21 protein-coding genes are annotated in these 16,538 nt (G+C 72.6%); 7 read left to right on the top strand and 14 right to left on the bottom strand.

Translation table 11 applies throughout. The features are described from left to right. Positions 1-57: 57 nt before the first annotated feature. A complete protein-coding gene (locus ACFWTE_RS10705) occupies positions 58-351 on the bottom strand; it encodes a DUF1778 domain-containing protein (RefSeq protein WP_378779095.1) in 294 nt (97 codons plus the stop codon). Between the two features lie 89 nt (positions 352-440). On the opposite strand from ACFWTE_RS10705, the gene ACFWTE_RS10700 reads away from it, so the two are divergent. Continuing rightward, positions 441-578, top strand: coding sequence for a hypothetical protein (locus ACFWTE_RS10700; RefSeq protein WP_378779094.1), 138 nt, complete (start codon positions 441-443; stop codon positions 576-578). Between the two features lie 42 nt (positions 579-620). Here ACFWTE_RS10700 and ACFWTE_RS10695 read toward each other — a convergent pair whose 3' ends face one another. The 3 genes from ACFWTE_RS10695 to ACFWTE_RS10685 form a co-directional block, all read right to left on the bottom strand. Further along, positions 621-1,634, bottom strand: a complete 1,014-nt coding sequence (locus ACFWTE_RS10695; protein ID WP_378779093.1) for a zinc-binding dehydrogenase — start codon at positions 1,632-1,634, stop codon at positions 621-623. A gap of 153 nt (positions 1,635-1,787) precedes the next feature. Continuing rightward, on the bottom strand, positions 1,788-2,435 hold the full coding sequence (locus tag ACFWTE_RS10690; RefSeq protein ID WP_378779092.1) for a response regulator: 648 nt from the start codon (positions 2,433-2,435) through the stop codon (positions 1,788-1,790). Beyond that, entirely contained in the window at positions 2,432-3,643 is a 1,212-nt protein-coding gene (locus ACFWTE_RS10685) for a sensor histidine kinase (RefSeq protein WP_378779091.1), read from the bottom strand. The genes ACFWTE_RS10690 and ACFWTE_RS10685 overlap by 4 nt, the downstream gene beginning before the upstream one ends. Positions 3,644-3,784: 141 nt before the next feature. Between ACFWTE_RS10685 and ACFWTE_RS10680 the strand changes: the two genes are divergently transcribed. Further along, positions 3,785-5,245 carry a DUF418 domain-containing protein gene (locus tag ACFWTE_RS10680; RefSeq protein WP_378779090.1) on the top strand — a complete coding sequence of 487 codons (1,461 nt, stop codon included), beginning with the start codon at positions 3,785-3,787 and terminating at the stop codon, positions 5,243-5,245. Positions 5,246-5,331: 86 nt separating this feature from the next. On the opposite strand, the gene ACFWTE_RS10675 is transcribed toward ACFWTE_RS10680, so the two are convergent. Together ACFWTE_RS10675 and ACFWTE_RS10670 are read right to left on the bottom strand one after the other, a co-directional pair. Continuing rightward, positions 5,332-5,616: a MoaD/ThiS family protein gene (locus ACFWTE_RS10675; RefSeq protein WP_378779089.1), complete on the bottom strand. Its 285-nt coding sequence runs from the start codon at positions 5,614-5,616 to the stop codon at positions 5,332-5,334. 1 nt (position 5,617) lies between these two features. Continuing rightward, a complete protein-coding gene (locus tag ACFWTE_RS10670; RefSeq protein ID WP_378779088.1) occupies positions 5,618-6,721 on the bottom strand; it encodes a WD40/YVTN/BNR-like repeat-containing protein in 1,104 nt (367 codons plus the stop codon). 446 nt (positions 6,722-7,167) lie between these two features. Between ACFWTE_RS10670 and ACFWTE_RS10665 the strand changes: the two genes are divergently transcribed. Continuing rightward, positions 7,168-7,773, top strand: a complete 606-nt coding sequence (locus ACFWTE_RS10665) for a TetR family transcriptional regulator (protein ID WP_378779087.1) — start codon at positions 7,168-7,170, stop codon at positions 7,771-7,773. Between the two features lie 41 nt (positions 7,774-7,814). Here the strand turns inward: ACFWTE_RS10665 and ACFWTE_RS10660 are convergent, their stop codons facing one another. Next, positions 7,815-8,144, bottom strand: coding sequence for a hypothetical protein (locus ACFWTE_RS10660; RefSeq protein WP_378779116.1), 330 nt, complete (start codon positions 8,142-8,144; stop codon positions 7,815-7,817). 75 nt (positions 8,145-8,219) lie between these two features. On the opposite strand from ACFWTE_RS10660, the gene ACFWTE_RS10655 reads away from it, so the two are divergent. Together ACFWTE_RS10655 and ACFWTE_RS10650 are read left to right on the top strand one after the other, a co-directional pair. Next, positions 8,220-8,294 carry a hypothetical protein gene (locus tag ACFWTE_RS10655; RefSeq protein WP_378779114.1) on the top strand — a complete coding sequence of 25 codons (75 nt, stop codon included), beginning with the start codon at positions 8,220-8,222 and terminating at the stop codon, positions 8,292-8,294. Then, positions 8,294-9,397 (top strand): enoyl-CoA hydratase/isomerase family protein, encoded by a 1,104-nt coding sequence (locus ACFWTE_RS10650; protein WP_378779086.1) that lies wholly within the window; start codon positions 8,294-8,296, stop codon positions 9,395-9,397. Before ACFWTE_RS10655 ends, ACFWTE_RS10650 begins: the two co-directional genes overlap by 1 nt. Before the next feature lie 67 nt (positions 9,398-9,464). Here the strand turns inward: ACFWTE_RS10650 and ACFWTE_RS10645 are convergent, their stop codons facing one another. From ACFWTE_RS10645 to ACFWTE_RS10630, 4 genes are all read right to left on the bottom strand, one after another. Next, complete coding sequence (locus ACFWTE_RS10645; RefSeq protein ID WP_378779085.1) at positions 9,465-9,713, bottom strand: hypothetical protein; 249 nt, start codon at positions 9,711-9,713, stop codon at positions 9,465-9,467. A 121-nt stretch (positions 9,714-9,834) separates the two neighbouring features. Then, a complete protein-coding gene (locus ACFWTE_RS10640; protein ID WP_378779084.1) occupies positions 9,835-10,065 on the bottom strand; it encodes a hypothetical protein in 231 nt (76 codons plus the stop codon). Beyond that, positions 10,062-10,385 (bottom strand): hypothetical protein, encoded by a 324-nt coding sequence (locus tag ACFWTE_RS10635; RefSeq protein ID WP_378779083.1) that lies wholly within the window; start codon positions 10,383-10,385, stop codon positions 10,062-10,064. The genes ACFWTE_RS10640 and ACFWTE_RS10635 overlap by 4 nt, the downstream gene beginning before the upstream one ends. Continuing rightward, positions 10,382-10,579: a hypothetical protein gene (locus tag ACFWTE_RS10630; RefSeq protein ID WP_378779082.1), complete on the bottom strand. Its 198-nt coding sequence runs from the start codon at positions 10,577-10,579 to the stop codon at positions 10,382-10,384. The genes ACFWTE_RS10635 and ACFWTE_RS10630 overlap by 4 nt, the downstream gene beginning before the upstream one ends. 505 nt (positions 10,580-11,084) lie before the next feature. Here ACFWTE_RS10630 and ACFWTE_RS10625 point away from each other — a divergent pair. After that, on the top strand, positions 11,085-11,690 hold the full coding sequence (locus ACFWTE_RS10625; RefSeq protein ID WP_378779113.1) for a UTRA domain-containing protein: 606 nt from the start codon (positions 11,085-11,087) through the stop codon (positions 11,688-11,690). A gap of 154 nt (positions 11,691-11,844) precedes the next feature. Here ACFWTE_RS10625 and ACFWTE_RS10620 read toward each other — a convergent pair whose 3' ends face one another. Then, positions 11,845-13,080, bottom strand: a complete 1,236-nt coding sequence (locus tag ACFWTE_RS10620) for a DUF418 domain-containing protein (RefSeq protein WP_378779081.1) — start codon at positions 13,078-13,080, stop codon at positions 11,845-11,847. Between the two features lie 145 nt (positions 13,081-13,225). On the opposite strand from ACFWTE_RS10620, the gene ACFWTE_RS10615 reads away from it, so the two are divergent. Continuing rightward, the gene (locus ACFWTE_RS10615; RefSeq protein ID WP_378779080.1) at positions 13,226-13,987 is read left to right on the top strand and encodes a TetR/AcrR family transcriptional regulator; all 762 of its coding nucleotides are present in this window, start codon (positions 13,226-13,228) and stop codon (positions 13,985-13,987) included. Positions 13,988-14,141: 154 nt separating this feature from the next. Here the strand turns inward: ACFWTE_RS10615 and fabG are convergent, their stop codons facing one another. Further along, positions 14,142-14,897 carry a 3-oxoacyl-ACP reductase FabG gene (gene fabG / locus ACFWTE_RS10610; RefSeq protein ID WP_378779079.1) on the bottom strand — a complete coding sequence of 252 codons (756 nt, stop codon included), beginning with the start codon at positions 14,895-14,897 and terminating at the stop codon, positions 14,142-14,144. 388 nt (positions 14,898-15,285) lie between these two features. Continuing rightward, complete coding sequence (locus ACFWTE_RS10605) at positions 15,286-16,464, bottom strand: beta-1,3-glucanase family protein (protein WP_378779078.1); 1,179 nt, start codon at positions 16,462-16,464, stop codon at positions 15,286-15,288. Positions 16,465-16,538 lie beyond the last annotated feature (74 nt).

The raw sequence follows: 16,538 nt of genomic DNA, 5'->3' as shown, positions 1-16,538 counted from the left end.
CGAAGCCGGCCGTCGTGTGACGTGCGGTGAGCGGCTCGACCGATCCGAACCTCGGCTTCACATGTCGTCCTCATGACGCCGCGAGCTGTTCTCGTCGAGCACGCTGGGTCCGGCCAGTAGCTCTCGCAACCCGGGGATGTCGCGTGCGGGGCGCTCCAGGGCCGAGTCGAAGGCAGTCCACTCCTGTTCGTCCAACGTGAAGCCCCGTCGGTCCGCCAGTACGTTCGCTGCCGCTTCGGTGGCTGCGCTGAGGACGAAGGCCGAGACCGTGTCTCCCGAGGCGGTGCTCGCGGCCTCAAGCAGAGCCTTCTGCTGGTCATCGACTCTCAGGTGGATTCTCTCTGCCTTCATGGCGGTGGTCATACCCCAGATCGTACGCACAATGTGTGTACGTGGGGGCGTGTTTCCGTCGAACAGCGGTGCACCCCTGGTAGCCACGGATGGCCGAGGCCGGTTTCCACGCGCCGCTCGACCTGGAGGACGGGGCCGCACGCGTGTACGACCCCATCGTCCGTGGTGAGCTGGGCGAGGACCTGCACGGGTGCTTCCTCAAGGACTACGCCCCCTCGAACTGGTAGACCCCTCCTCCGTCCCCGCGGTCTCACGCCCGGAACGGGCCGCTAGGGCTCCAGGACGAGCCGGACCGGGGAACCGATCCGCTTCCCCAGCTGCTCCACGGCCTCGGGGGCCTCCTCCAGGCCGAAGGTCCCGCTGATCGAGGCGGCGAAGTCCAGGCGGCCCGCGCCCACCAGCTCCACCAGTTCGGCGACGTGCTCCGGCTCGGAACCGTAGTGGCCCAGGACCTGCTGCTTGAGGTAGCTGAAGCGGGTGCCGTCCCTGATCTCCAACGGCTTGTCGGTCAGGCCGACGAGGACCAGGCGGCCGTGCTCGCCGAGCAGCCGGAGGGCCTGCTCGCGTACGACCGGGACACCCGCGAAGTCGAAGGCCGCATCGAGGCCCCGCCCGCCGGTCAGCTCGCCGACCCCCGCCAGGAAGCCGGGTGCGGTCGGGTCCAGGGCCGCGTCGGCCCCGAAGGCCAGGGCACGCTCCCTGGCCCGCGGGTCCGGGTCGGCCGCGATGATCGGGGCCGCGCCCACCAGTCGCAGCAGTGTCACGGCGTGCGCGCCCAGACCGCCCACGCCCCACACGCCGACCGCCTCCGCCGGACCGACGTCCGCCGTGGAGGTGACGGCGGCCCACGGCGTGGACACCGCGTCGGGGATGATCGCCGCCTGGTCGAAGGGCAGGTCGTCGGGCAGGGGGACGAGGGTCTCCTGGTCGGCGAGCGCGTACTCGGCCCAGCCGCCGTCGTAGTCCACCCCCCGGGTGAGGGTTCTCCCGGCCCGGTCGATCTGGCCCGCCTGGAGGGCCACCCGGTCGCCGACCGCGGTGCCCACGACGTCCGGGCCGAGTTCCTCGACCACACCGGACACCTCGTGCCCCAGGGTGACCTCGTCGCCCTCCAGATGGAGCGGCCGGAGGGTCCCGTCGACCAGGTGGACGTCGGACAGGCACACGCCCGCCGCCCTCACCCGGACCAGGACCTGTCCCCGGCCGGGGACAGGCCGCGGGACGTCCTTGACCTCCAGGGTCCGGGTCCTCACGTCGAGCCGGGCGGCACGCATCGTGGCCATGGGCAAACCTCGCAGTCGGTACGGTCGGGTGTTTTTCCCGCTCATCATCGGGGAGGACCGCGCCGGTGCGAAGGCGACACCGTGCCGGAGGCCGAACTCGGGTCGAATCACCGATGGGCCGACGGACAGCGGGGACGGGCGGGGGACCGCCCGTCAGATGACGTGCCCGCTCCGGTAGGCCCAGGCGGCGATCTCCACCCGGTTCCGCGCCCGGAGCTTGCCCTGGACACTCGCCAGGTGGGTCTTCACGGTGCTCACCGTGACGAACAGCTCCGCGGCCACCTCGGTGTTGGTCAGCCCCCGCGCCACCGCACGCACGATGTCCAGCTCCCGGGGGGTCAGCCCGCCGTCCTCCGGAGAGGACCGGGGAGCCGTCGCGGCGAAGTGGCGCAGCAGGCGCACCGTGATCCTGGGCGAGACCAGGGCGTCGCCCCGGGCGGCGGCGCGCACCGCCTCGATCAGCAGGGCCGGGCCCGCGTCCTTGAGCAGGAAGCCGACCGCCCCTCCGGCCAGCGCCGCGTGCACGTACTCGTCCAGGTCGAACGTGGTCACCACGACCACCCGGAGCGGATCCGCCGCACCCGGGCCCGCCAGCCGCCGGGTCGCCTCCAACCCGTCCACGCCCGGCATGCGGATGTCCATGAGCGTCACGTCCGGGCGCAGCTCATGCGCCAGCCGGACCGCCTCCAGTCCGTCCCCGGCCTCGCCCACCACAGCGATGCCGTCCTCGGCGTCCAGCATGTACCGGAACCCCGTCCGCACCATGGCCTGGTCGTCCGCGAGCAGTACCCGGATCGTCATGCGTCCCCCTCCAGCGGCAGCCACGCCCGCACTCCCCATCCGGGGCCGCCGCCACGCGGCCCCGCCGACAGCTCCCCGCCGAGCAGCCGGGTCCGTTCCGCCATCCCGACCAGGCCGAACCCGCCGCCGACCGAACCGGCCGTCTCACGGCCGTCGTCGCGGACCTCCACCCGGACCCCGTCCGGGCGCGTCTCGACCACCGCCTCCACGAGGGTGGCGCCGCGGGCGTACCGCAGCGCGTTGGTGACGGCCTCCTGGACGATCCGCAGCACCGTCGTGCCCACCGCCGACGGCAGGCCGTTGACGTCTCCCGCGCAGCTGACCGTCACACGGGGACGGACGTCGGAGGCGGACTCCAGCCGGGCCAGCCCCTCGACGATGTCCGGGGCGAGCGGGACGTCGTCCGGTTCGCGCAGACGGGAGACCATTCCCCGCATGGACTCCAGCGCGCGGGCGCCCGCGGCCTCGATCTCCGGCAGCACGGCCCGCACCGCCCCGGGATCGCGGTCGGCGACGTGCCGCAGCGCCTGCGTCTGGACGACGATGCCGGTCACCTCGTGCGCGACCACGTCGTGGAGGTCGCGGGCGATCGCCAGCCGCTCCTGGGCGCGCGCCCGCTCCACGTGGGACCGCCTCTGCAACTCCCGCCACCGCAGGTACAGGCCGGGGGCCAGGCCCGCCATCACGAGCATCAGCGACGCTGAGAAGAAAGCCAGGCTCATCGGCTCCCGCAGGTAGTCGGTGAGCGCCGCCGCGAACGCGCCCAGAGCGACCAGGGCGATCTGCCAGGGACGGCAGCGCAGCGCCGCCAGCGACAGCAGGACCAGGAGGGACATGACCTCCGAGGGCGCGAAGGCGTACCCGAACATGCCCTTGGGCAGGGGGAACAGCAGCGCCGAGGCGACGACCATCACGAGTGGCGCGGCAGCCCCGCAGGAGGCGGTCAGCCCCCGGCCCGCACGCGGGTGGAGCGCGACGAAGGTGAACACCGCCATGAGCGCGCCCGAGACCACCGGGACGTAGTCCATGGACGAGTGCGGCGGCCCCATCCAGCCCGAAGAGTCCTGCATTCCGATGGTGCGGACCAGGTCGAAGCCCCAGACCACCGCCAGCATCCCCGCCACGGCCCACGGCGCGAGTCGGGCGACCACGCCGTCGAATCCCGGCAGGGGGCTGTGGGACGGGGAGAAAGACCTGTTCGACGCCATGCGTCCCAGGCTAGGCGCCGCCGCCCCGGCAGGCCTCGGTCGAAAGGACCAGGTACCCGGGGGAGCCGTTCGGCTGTTCGGTCGATGTGCGCGGAGGGCCTCCGGCGCGAGTCTGGACATCCGCACACGAGGGGAACAGACGTGACCGACGTACAGCAGGGCGCCGCCGGAGGCCCGGGGCCGCATCCGGTCCAGGACCGGTCCCGGGAGGACGCGCCGCGGCCGGAACGGGGCCCCGCGCCAGGGGAGGCGCCGGCGCCCGTGGAGCGGCAGGGGGCGGGGGCGCCGCGGCGCGTGGCCTACCTCGACGTCGTCCGCGGGCTCGCGATGATCGGTGTGGTGCTGATGAACGCGCCCTCCGTCGTCTTCCCGGCGGAGATGACGGGCGAGCGCGAAAGCACGATCCTCACCTCCGTCGTGGACACCGGGCTGAGCCTGCTCGTGTCGGGCAAGGCGAGGGCGATGCTCATGGTTCTGCTCGGGGTCGGGGCGGTGCTCGCCTGGCGCTCCGCCGTCCGGCGCGGCGGCCGTCCGACGGCCGTGATGCTGCGCCGCTACGCCGTACTGGGCCTGTTGTTCGGGGTACCGCACCTGCTGGTCTTCGACGGCGACATCCTCACCCACTACGCCTTGGCAGCGCTGCTGCTGGCCCCGCTGATGCCGTGGCTGACCGGGGGAACCGCGAGACGGCCGGCGGTCGCGGCCCTCGCGCTGTTCGCGGCGGCGCCGTTCGCCGACCTCCTCCTCGACTCCGCGCTCGGCTGGCAGCCCTTGACCGCGCCGCTCTTCCACGTGCCGCAGACCCTCGGGCTCTTCTGCGTGGGCGTGTGGTTGGCGCGGCGCCCCGAACTGGCGCCGGGCGGAGAGCTCGTCGCCTCGCGCCTGCCCACGCTCATGCTGTGGACCGGGCTGGCCGTCCAGGTCCTCGGGTACGGCGCCATGTTCGCCGCCGACGTGTTCTTTCCGATGGAGATGGGCGCCGACGGCGTACCGGTGCTCGGGGACGACGGCATGCCGGTGGTCCCGCCGGGGTCGCCGCTGCTGGTGTCCCTGGCGTCCACGCTGATGGGCGGGGGCGGCGCGCTGTTCTACCTGGGCCTGGTGTGGTGGCTCGTGCGCCGGGGCCGGACGGCGTCCCGGCTGCTGGGCGCCCTCGCCCCGCTCGGTCGGATGACGCTCACGGTCTACCTGGGCAGCACGGCGGTGTTCCTGGCGGTGATGGGCCCGTTGGAGACCGCGATTCCGCTGCTGGCGCAGTACGGGCTGGCGGTCGCCTACTTCGTCGTGGCGGTGGCCTTCGCGCATGTGTGGACCGGCTGGTTCCGGCTGGGCCCGCTGGAGTGGGTGTGGCGGAGCCTGACCTATCTGCGGCCGATGCCGATGCGGCGGGGGACCGCGGGCACGGACGCGGGCACGGCCGCGGGTCCCGGGGTGGGGGCGGGGGCCGCGCAGGGGTCGGTGCCGGTGTCCGGGGCGGCTCTCGGCGCGAAGGTGGGGCGGTACGGCGCGGACGGCTCCGAGGCGGAGTCGGGGCAGCACGGTGTCGGCGGGTCCGGGGGACCCCCTGTATCAAGTCAACCGGAGGAGGACGCGCCCCGGTAGGGGCGACCACGACCTGTGGACAACCCGTCCGGCCCGGTCCCTCGCAGCGCGCGGGGCCGGGCCGGACGCGCGCGGGACCGGTGTGGTCAGCCTCCCGCCACGGAGGGGAGCACCCGCACGTTCGCGCCGTCGGTGACCGGTGCCGCCAGCCCGCCCGCACCACGGCACTCGTCGCCGTCCACGAACACGTTGACGTAGCGGCGCAGCTCCCCGCGCTCGTCGCGCAGGCGCCGGTCCAGGCCCGGATAGCGGGCGGCGAGCGCGTCCAGGACCCCGCCCAGCGGGGTGTCGTCGCCGACCTCGACCGGGATGTGGGCGGCGCCCTCGGCGTCGGCCTGCAGCAGCCCCGGCAGGTGCACCGTCACGCGCATCTCAGACCTCCGTCGCGCGGACGCACAGCACGTCGGGCAGGTGGGCCGCCACCTGGTGCCAGCCGTCCCCGCCGTCGACGGAGGCGTACACGTCGCCGGAGCGGGTGCCGAAGTAGAAACCGGGTACGTCGGCGCCGTCCGTGCAGGCTCCGTCGCGCAGCACGATCCCGAAGTAGGGGTCCTCCGGCAGGCCCCGGACGTCCGGCCGCCAGCTCCCGCCCCCGTCGTCGGTCCGGTACACGGCCAGCCGGTCACCGGGCGGCAGGTGCACCTCCTGGCTGACCACCGGGAAGTTGAGCGCGCTGAGCGGACGGTGCGGGTGGGCGACCACGGCGAACCCGAAGTTGGTGGGCAGCCCCTCCTCCACGGACGTCCACCCCTCGCCGTCGGGGTCGGCGCTGCGGTACACGCCGTGGTGGTTCTGGGCGTACATCGACCCGTCCGGGGTGACGGCCACCTTGTGCACGCACTGGCCGTACTCGGGTTCGTCCTCGGGCAGGAAGACCGCCGAGATGCCCCGGTTGGCCGGATTCCAGCTCGCGCCGCCGTCACGTGTCTGGTAGACACCCCCGGTGGACATGGCCACCGTGATCGCGTCGGGGGACCGGTCGCCCGCGCCGAGGACGCCGGGCAGGACCGTGTGGATGGCCGCGCCGCCGGCGCCGGGGAACCAGTTGGCCCGGTGCGGGTGGTCCCACAGCGCTCGGACGAGCTCGAAGCTCAGCCCGCCGTCGGTCGACCTGAACAGCGCGTGCGGCTCCACCCCCGCGTACACGGTGCCGGGGACGTCGCCGAAGGCGAACTGCCAGGCGCGGACGAGTGACGTGTCGGTGTCGTCGGGGAAGGCGATGGGCACGGAGACGGGCTCGTGCCAGGTCCGGCCGAGGTCGTCGCTGTACCAGACGCTGGGTCCGAAGTGCGAGCTCTCCGCTCCGGCGAGCAGGCGCCCGCTGTGCGGGTCGGTCCCGACCGCGTAGACGGCGCTCATGCTGGCGTAGTCGGCGGAGTCGAGCCGGTGGGGCCCCTCCACCTCCCAGTCCAGCCGATCCTCGCTCCGGGCCGTGAAGAGCCCCTTGCGCGTCCCGATGACCAGCAGATATGCCATGACCAACTCCAGGAATCGACCGAGGATCCCACTCTGGCACGGGGCAGTGACATTCCGTGTGCAAGCAAGGGCGTGCCGGGTCCCGGTCGGTGGGCAGGGGTCAATGGTGAGGACCCTGAACGATTTACCTTCGGTGTTTAATGAGTTCCGACCGGAAATGGTTCGCCCCTCGGGGGCATAAGCGCCGTGAGAGGGGAACCTTTTCCTGGCAGGTGTTCCGAACCCAGCGGAAGGCGGGTGTCCGACCAAGACTCCTCTGCAATAAAATTCCGGGCCAACCGGTGCACCCGCGCGGGCTCCGGCCTGTGCCCCGCGGTTGCCTTCCCCACGAAGAACAGGCCAGACGACTTCCCGCTCCCATGGTCCTCACTGTGCGTTTCAGGACTACCGTCCCAATGGTCCCGCGTACCAGCGAGAACCAGGTTCCCACTCGATAGGGTCGCCTCATGCACCACCCCCCGGACACGCTCCACGCCCGCAAACGGCGTAAGGCCCGAGCCATGATCGTGTCAGCAGCCTTCCAACTCTTCGCCGAACACGGATTCGACAACGTCACGGTCGCCTCGATCGCGGAGCGCGCGGAGGTGGGGCGCACCACCTTCTTCCGGTACTTCGGCGACAAGCAGCAGGTGCTGTTCGCCGACGACGGCGCCGAGGTCGAACGCATGTGCGCCTACGTGCGGGAGAAGGCGTCGCAGCCGCTGGGCGACGACCTGCACGCCGCGGTCGGGCTGCTCCGCGAGGCCGACGCCGCCGCCCGTCCGCACACCGCCCTGTCCCCCGCGCACTCCGCGGTCCTGGCGCGCCTGCTCCGGGAGAGCACCGAACTGCGCTCCCGCTACCTCCTCACACGGCACGAGCGGGCCATCCGGCTGGCCGGGGCCCTCACGGAGGTCGGCACGGCGCAGAGCGTCGCCGTGCTCGCAGCCCACGCCGCCATGGCCTGCGAGCTGACCGCCATGCGCCTCGCCGAGACCCCGGAGGCGTTCGGCGACCGCCTGGACGAGGCCCATCTGATGCTGGGGGACCTCGGAAGGCAGGCGGCCTCCTGAGTCGGGGGCTGCCCCGCCGCAGGGCGGGCCCCGGGCGGCGGTCACCCGTCGTACCCGTGCACGGGACGGGTGGGCCCGGCGCGGAGGAACACCCCGAGGGCCGGGCCCACCACCCCGGCGACCGGGCGGGGGGCGCGTAGCGCGCCCTCGTGTCCCCGGGGCGGGGTGAGCGCCGACACCGGCACACCGCCCGCCGCCATGCCCACGGCACCGGCCCCCGGCCGACCGCGGGCATGGCGGCGTCGTTCTCCCCGCCCTCCGCTCCCCGCCCTCCCCCGCACGAGGACCGCCACCTCCCACCGGCCCTCCGGGGTCGAGGAGGACGCCGCCGTGTCCGGGGCGCCCGCCACCGGGACCGGGTTCACGACCACGGACCAGGCCCCACTCCACGGGGCCGCGGCCACCTCACCGGGTACGGCATCGAGAAGATCGTCCGTAACCTACGGGTGCACCGAATCCTGGAAGGGACCAACGAGACCATGAGCCTGATCATCGCTCGCGGGCTGACGGGGGCCGCCTGATGTCCGCCACCGGAGCCGCCGGGGACACGGTTTTGGCGAGGGTCCAGGGCCGCCTCGGCCGCCTCACCCTGAACCGCCCGCGCGCCATCAACGCCCTCGACCACGCCATGGTGGACGCCCTCCGTGACGCCCTCGCCGGTTGGGAGCGCGACGACGCGGTCGCCGCGGTCCTGGTCGACGGGGCCGGGGAGCGCGGGCTGTGCGCCGGCGGTGACATCCGCGCCATCCACGCCAGCGCCCGGGACGGTGACCGGCGCGCAGCCGCCTTCTGGCGCGACGAGTACCTGCTCAACGCGCACATCGCCCGGTACGCCAAGCCCTACGCCGCGTTCATGGACGGCGTGGTGATGGGCGGCGGCGTGGGCGTGTCCGCGCACGGGTCCGTCCGGATCGTCACCGAGCGCACCGTCGTCGGCATGCCCGAGACCACCATCGGCTTCGTGCCCGACGTCGGCGGCACGTACCTGCTGTCCCGGACCCCGGGGGAGACCGGCACCCATCTGGCGCTCACCGCGGGGTCGGTCGGCGCGGGCGACGCCCTGTACCTGGGCCTGGCCGACCACTTCGTGCCCTCCGACCGGCTGCCCGACCTGGCCGCCGCGCTCGCGGAAGCGGCCTCCGCCGACGGTGTGGCCGACGCGGTGGGCCGGTTCGCCGAGACCGCGCCGGCGCCGGACCTGCGCGGCCGACGGCACTGGATCGACTCCTGTTACGCGGCCGGCACCGCCGAGGAGATCGTGGAGCGGCTGCGCGCCCACGGGGACCGGGGGGCGGCGGAGGCGGCCGACACCATCGCCGCCAAGTCTCCCACCGCCGTGAAGGTGACCCTGGCCGCGCTGCGCCGCGCCCGGGAGCTGCCCGGCCTGGAGGAGGTCCTGGAACAGGAGTACCGGGTGTCCTGCGCGGCGCTGGCCTCACCCGACGTGGTGGAGGGCATCCGCGCGCAGGTGGTCGACAAGGACCGTTCGCCCAAGTGGGTGCCGGACACCCTGGAGGCGGTCACCGACGAGGACGTCGCCCGCCACTTCGTCCCCGCGCCCGACGGACCGCTGGGCCTGGCCGCCGCGAGGGCGTCCGAGCCGGAGGCCGGTGCGGCCGGGTGACGGACCACGTGTGGGGGTCCCGCTCTCCCGGCCGGGAGAGCGGGGGCGGTTGCGCCGTGTCCGGGGGTCAGAGGCGTCTGCCCTCACACGTACAGGAGGGCCAGGGCTGGGCGCAGTCCCGGCAGAACTCCTTCAGGTGCTCCGACGCGGGCGCCGTGTCGAAAGGGCTCAGCAGCGGCCGTCCGAGCTGCTGGGACAGGACCGGGTGCGGCCAGGGGCACCAGGACACGGTGCCAGGAGTGGTGTCCTGCCTGATCGGGACCACGCACACGCAGTCGGGCCAGGGCTGTAAACAGTTCGGGCAGATCTTGTCCATAGCGGTTTCCGGTGCTGGTGGATCGGGATACGAGGAGAGGCCCACCCGGGTGGGCCGGTGTGTCGGAGACGGGGTCACCGGGCTTTCGTCCGGTGCCCCCCGGCGCGGGTGGCCGGGGCGGTCACTCGTCCTGGCGGTCCCGGTCGCCGTCCGTGCGGCTGCTGTCGCCGTTGCCCCAGCGGACACCGTCCATGATGGCGGGCACCTCGTACCCGGCGGCCCGGAGGGCGGCCTCCCAGCGCAGTTCCATGGCGATCAGCTCGCCCTGGCGGTCGTAGGCGGCCTGTTCCTCGGCGGTGAGCGGGGCGTCGGCGGCGCACACGCGGGCCGGAGGCCGTCGCGGCCGGCTCACGGGGTGTTCCCCGTGCGGGGCCGGGTGGGCGGTCGGGAGTGGGCGTGGAGGCTCTCCTCCAGTTGGGCGGGGGTGGGTTCGACCTCGGTGCGCCAGTGGACGTCGCGGCGGTGGGAGGTGGCGATCCACATGCGTCCGGTCCAGACGATGCGGTGGGTACCGCCCCAGGCGTCGCGCAGGCGGACGAGGACGAGGCCCGGGGGTTCCCAGGTACGGCCCTGACGGTCCATGTGGTCGCCCTCGTGACCCGCCTCGATGACGCAGGAGCGGGGGATGCCGCTCCGGTCCAGGGAGATCTCGGCGCAGTGCGGGGGCATCATGCCGCCCTCACCTCCGGGCGGTGGAGACCGTTCATGACCGCGTCCGGGACGTCGCGGGGGTCCGTGGCGCAGGACGTGAAGCGGGCGGGGGCGTAGGCCCGGACCCGGGCCGCCCGGCGCGGTCGTCGGCGGCGCACGGCCTCCGGCGCGATGTGTCGGGCGGCCACCAGGGCCGACAAGTTCAGGTAGCGCACAGGGCGCACACCTCCTGGTCGAGCGCCGGATGGGAAGTCCGGCAGGTCATCAGGACGAGGACACCGCGCAGCTGTGACCGCCAAGCCGCAGGCCACGCGGTGTCACACTCGGGCTCTGGCAGCTGGGGCACACTGGAGGTGTGACCGCCAACTGCTCCACCGCCCACAAGGCAGCGTCGAACCGCTGTCTTTATAGGGGCTAAACCCTCGCGTGTGATGACAGTAACCCGCCCTTTCGCTCGACGCAATAGGGGGGCTAAAGTCCGCAGTGGAGCACCCGACCTGAGGATTTGCCATGGACGCACGGACATTGCATGACATCGCCGCCATGCCCGACCCGCTTGAGAGAGCCCGCGCAGCGTCAGCTGCTATGACCAGCTTGCAAGGTCAGAGCGTGGAGCTGTCCCGGATCCGGCGCGCGGCGATCATCGAAGCCCAACAGTCCGGTCTCCGTCAGGAAGACATTGCACGACACCTCGGAGTGTCGCCCGGCCGTGTGAGCCAGATGAAGAAGGCCGGTACCGAGGAGCCCAGACACAAGGCACCGACGGGGCCGCTGGACCCGCGCCCGCGTGTCCTGGTCGAGCGCGCTCTGCCGACCCCTCCGGCCACGCGCGGGTCCAAGTCCCTGTATCTGACCGAAGCCCAGCAGCAGGGACTCAAGCCGGAGCGGAAGATGCTGTTCGTCGGTCAGGAGCCAGCGAACGAACACGTCGCCCTCGGCCTGCGCGTCGAGCCCGGTGACAACGTGATCGCCCGGCGCAAGATGTTCTGGGCCAACGAGATTCCCGTACGGATATCGACGTCGTACTTCCGCGCGGACCTCGGCGAGAACACCCGTCTGGACGGCGAGGGCTTCGTCCTGCCGACTCTCCAGGCCGCCATTGAGGACATGGGCCACCGGTTCGGGCACGCCACCGAGACCCTGACCGCGCGCCCGGCCACACCGTACGAGGCCGACCTCCTGGACGTCCCGGGTGAGTGGGTGGTGCAGGTGCTCCGTGTCAGCTACTCGACCGAGGACGTTCCCGTCCACGCCTTGGAGACGATCTGCGCCGCTTCCCGCCACTCGTTCCCGATCGGGCAGGTGACCGGTTCCGACCAGTTCTGATGTGCGGACGAGAAACGGCCCCGGCCCGAGCCGGGGCCGTTCCACATCCCGATGACGCTCTCCTGCGAAAACCCGGCCCTGCACCAGAGACAGGTCGGAAGGGCGCGGTCCGGGCGGTCACGCTGTCGAGAGCCAGGACCCCGGGGCGGTCATCTCAGCGGCCGTAGGTGAGCCGCCGGAGCAGGACCTCGGCCGGGCCGCGCAGGGAGCGGCGCCGCATCAGGTCGGCGCCGACGAGGGTGGCGAGCCAGACCCCCACCGCACAACCGGCCGCGAAGAGGGTCGGCTGCTCGAACCGGGTGCCGAGCGCCAACGTGTACGGCGAGGCCAGGGCCACCCACACGACCGACTGGAACAGGTAACCGCTCAGCGAGCGCTGCCCGAGCGCGGCCAGTGCGCCGACGACGACGTTCTCCCGGGGTGCCCCCGCCTTCGACAGCCCCAGGGAGATCAGCCCGAACAGCGACACGTAGCCGATGCCGCCGAACACCCCGGACACCTGGTGCAGCATCTGGATCCACGTCGCGGCGAACGCGTCGGCATGCAGCACACCCGCGTTGAACAGGCCCATCGGCAGGCCGCCCGCGACACCGACGGCGAAACCGACCGCGACGCCCGCCCACAGCATCCGGCGGTGGGCCGCGGGAGCCTCCAGCACGCGGTGCCGCGCGGCCCACGCGCCGAACCAGACCGGCAGCAGGAACCCGGCCACGATGAGCCCGGTGTGCACCGGCCACTCGCCCAGCCGTGCGAGGACGGAGGCCGCGTAGGTCGGCGCGCTCAGGGAGGACGCCTCCTCCAGGGCCGACGCCGGCACCGGTTCCCCGGAGCCGGTGGCGACGGCCCAGGCGACCAGGCCGCCCAGACCCAGCACGTACACCAGCAGCACGCCTCCGATCCACCGGAGGGCGCGGTACACGCGGTCGCTGCGGCGCAGGAGTACGAGCGTGAACACGAGGCCCAGCACGCCGTACGCACCGAGGATCTCGCCGGAGAAGAGCAGGGTGCCGTGCGCCAGCCCGAAGACGACCAGCCAACCGTTGCGGCGCAGCAGGACCGCGCGCGCCGCCCGGGGGGAGCCGGTGACGGCGTCCTGCCGTCGCGCGATCTGGACCAGTCCGTAGCCGAACATGATCGCGAACATCGGGATCGCGCGTGCGTCCACCAGCGTGGACATGGCGATCTCGAAGGCGCGTCCGACACCGCTCATCGCTTGCCCGGCGCCGTGCGCGGAGACGAAGAAGAGGCCGGTCGTGTGGGCCAGCGCGATGAGCAGCAGCATGGCTCCGCGTGCGAGGTCGGGGGCGAGCGCGCGTTCGGAGTCCTTCGTCGGCCCCCGGGGCGGGGGCGGGGCGGGGGAGGGGGTCGGTGTGGCCCGGGTGTCGGTCATTGAGGGGGCTCCAGGGGGTATCCAATTGAGTACTCCATACACTGTACCCGATACAGAGTACTGCGTCCTATCCTCGGGGCAAGACCGGACACCGCGACGCCGATCGTCCTGCGAGCGGTGACCCGGGGGAGAGAACGGAGAAGCCATGGCGGAGGGACCGGTGCTACCCCCTGTGGTGGCACGGATGTGGGGACGCGACCCGGTGTCCCGCCACGGGCCGCGCCCGAGCCTGCGCCTGGAGGGCATCACGGCCGCGGCCATCGGGATCGCCGACGCCGAGGGCCTGGCCGGGGTGCGGATGAGCAGCGTCGCCCGGAGCATGGGCGTGGCGACGATGTCGCTGTACCGCTACGTGGGCAGCAAGGACGAACTGCTGGTCGCCATGGCCGACGCGGCGGTACCCGCGCCCCCGGAACCGGAGGGAACGGGCTGGCGGGACTACCTCACGGTCTGGACCCGCGCCAACCGCGACTTCCTGCTCGACCGGCCGTGGCTGCTGCACATCACGAGCTTCGCCCCGCCCATGGGCCCGAGGTCCCTGCTCTGGCTCGACCGGGGGCTGGCCGCCCTGGCCGACACGGGGTTGGGCACGGGGGAGAGGATGAACGTCGCCAGCACCCTCACCGGCTACGCCGTCAGCCATGCGGGCCTCGCGCTGGGCGCGGTCGGGCAGGAGCCCCCAGGTGAGGAGGCGGTCGCCGGGCTGGCGGAGTACAGCGCGATCCTCGCTGAGGTCCTCGATCCCGAGAACTACCCCGCGCTCGCCGCGGCGGTCGGAGAGGGCGCCTTCGGCGGCGGTGACGACTGGATCGACGACGGTGACTTCGGATTCGGACTCGACCTGCTCCTCGACGGCATCGAGGCGCTCATCGCGGCTCGCCGTGGGGCGCACCCCCGGACGGTCTGACGCTCCCGAAGCCACAGCGAGCCGCAAAGCATCCCACGGGCGGTGTCCGGGCTGGGGGCGCCACGGGTTCCGGCGCCCCCGCCCCGGGCGGGTTTGTGGTTGGCGTGATTCCCTACCCCGGCCCCGGTGCGGCGCGGTGAGGGTTCGCGCGGCCTCAGCTCGGTCGGGCGAAGGCCTGACCGTCCTCGGGGAGCACCTGGCCGCCGTCCACCACGAGGGACTGGCCGGTGATGAAGGAGGCCCCGGCGCTTGCCAGGAACAGACAGGCCGCGGCGATGTCCTCGACCTCGCCGATACGTCCGACCGGGATGGCCGCGCGCATGCGGTCGAGGTAGTCCGCCCCCAGCTCGTCCAAGCCCTCGGTGCGCACGTTGCCGGGCAGCACGGCGTTGACCGTGATGCCTCGGGGTGCCAGCTCCAGGGCGGCGCTGCGCATGAACCCCAGTTGGGCGGCCTTGGTGGCGCCGTAGTGGGACCAGCCCGCGTATCCGGTCAGCGGCCCGGTGATGGAGGAGGTGATCACGACCCGCCCCCGGCCGGAGGCCGTCAGGGCCTCCACCGCGGCCTGCACCATCAACACGGTGCCCTTGAGGTTGGTGTCGATGACCTGGTCGAGTTCGTCCTCGCCCATCGACACCAGCGGGGACGAGGGGAAGACGCCGGCGTTGGCGCAGAGCACGTCCAGACCGCCGGCGCGCTCCACGACCTGCTCCACCACGCGTGCGCAGTCAGCGGCCTTCGCCATGTCGCCGACCGCCCACTGCGCACCGGGGACCCCCTGCGCGGCCTCGCGGGCCCTGGCCTCGTCGCGCCCGACGACCACCACCCGGTCCCCGGCCGCCGCGAACCCCTTGGCGATACCGAGCCCGATGCCCCGGGTCCCTCCGGTCACCAGAACTGATCTGCCCACAGCTGTCTCCTGTCATCCGGTCGGTCTCCGTCTCTCGATGATCTCGGACAGTTCCTCCCCGCCCGTCCAGCCCTCTTGAGCCGAAACACCGAGCCCGTCCACGATCCCTCCTCCGGCCGGCGAGGCAGCGGTCCGGGGTCCGTGTCCGGCCGGGGGCAGGGGGACGCCCCCGTGCCGGACGGCGCGGGGGCGTTTCCGGTCCCGGTCCACCGCACCGACGGGACCCGTTTCGCGCCCCACCCGCGAAAACGGGTCCCGGCGACGGTCGGTGGACCGGGCGTCGGGGGCTCGACCCCGGGGGCGGGCACGGGAGCCGCCGTCACGCGACTCCCCGGATCCGATCCGGGCCCGGAGGCGCCCGCCTGTGCGGGCGGTGCGAGCCGCGGCCTCAGAACGCCGTGAGGGTGATCTCCAGCGCGGAGGGACCGTGGTCCTGGATGTAGGACGCGAAGTCCTCCACGTCGTCGAAGGCGAAGCCGTACGCCTTGCCGTCCACCGTGTTCTCGTGGAAGACAGCGGCGTAGTGGTTGGCGATCTCCGCCTGGTAGAAGCCGGCCGGGTCGTTGGTCGGCTGCTGCGCGGCGGTCAGCAGGGTCCCCCTGTTGAACGCGGCGCCCACGATGGCGGCGACGGGGCCGGTGATCCCGTCGTTGGGGGCGGCCAGGTTCCCGTCGCAGAAGAAGACGTCCCTGGTCGAGGGCCGCGAGATCGGCGCGACGCCCCCGTCGAAGACGAGCTGGTCACCCTGCACCCGGCCGGTGAAGGTCCCGGTGTTCGTGGTGACCGTCAGGTCGGTGGAGGCGTAGTGCGACCAGACCTCGTCGATGTAGGGGTCGAAGTAGTCCGACGGGAACAGCCCCTGGTCGAGCGCGTGCCCGGGGGCGATCACCCGCAGGTCCTCGTGGACCAGGGACGAGAAGACGGGGTCCGCCGCGAGGGTCTCGAACACGGCGGCCCGTCCGCCCGGCTGGAACATGCCGGTGGTCTGGTCGGCGTCGCCGGTCAGCCGGATACCGATGGGGACGCTGAACTGGTCGACCATGCTGGTGTTGCAGAACATCCCGGCGTCGTTGTGGGTGAACTCGACCGAGTCGTGCAGCACGTCGAAGCCGTGGTCGTTCTCGACCCAGCCCGCGGGGAGCTGGAGCGCGGGGGTGCCGTCGCCTCCGGTGACGATGCGGATGCCGAGCTTGCCGCCGAGCGAGAGGTAGATGCGCCCCGACATGTAGGGGAGCGTCATGCCGCCGAGGGCGTCGAGCGGGATCGAGTAGTCGGTGTACCCGTCGTCGGTGTTGTCGTCCTCGCTGACGGGGTGGGGTGTCCCGGAGGCGTCGACCCACACGTGCTGGTTCGTGGTCAGGTCGGTCCCCACGACGTAGACGAGGACCTCCCCGTCGGAGAACCGGCCGGTGTTGTTGGCGACGCTGACCGGGAGCGCTCCCGGATTGGCCAGGGACGAGGAGTCCGATTCGAGTGACGCCTGGGTCGCTCCCGAGGCGCAGCCGCCGAGGAGGGGGACCCCCACGGCGAGGGTGGCGCCCCCGAGGAAAAGCCTGCGATCGATCATGAGGTCTCCCTGGTAGCGGGTCAGAGACTGGAAACTAAGTGATCAGTTAGTAACACTGAAGTCAACGGGAGTAA

Source organism: Nocardiopsis sp. NPDC058631 (assembly GCF_042716955.1).
GTDB lineage: Bacteria > Actinomycetota > Actinomycetes > Streptosporangiales > Streptosporangiaceae > Nocardiopsis.
This window is presented reverse-complemented; position numbering and strand designations above follow the sequence as displayed.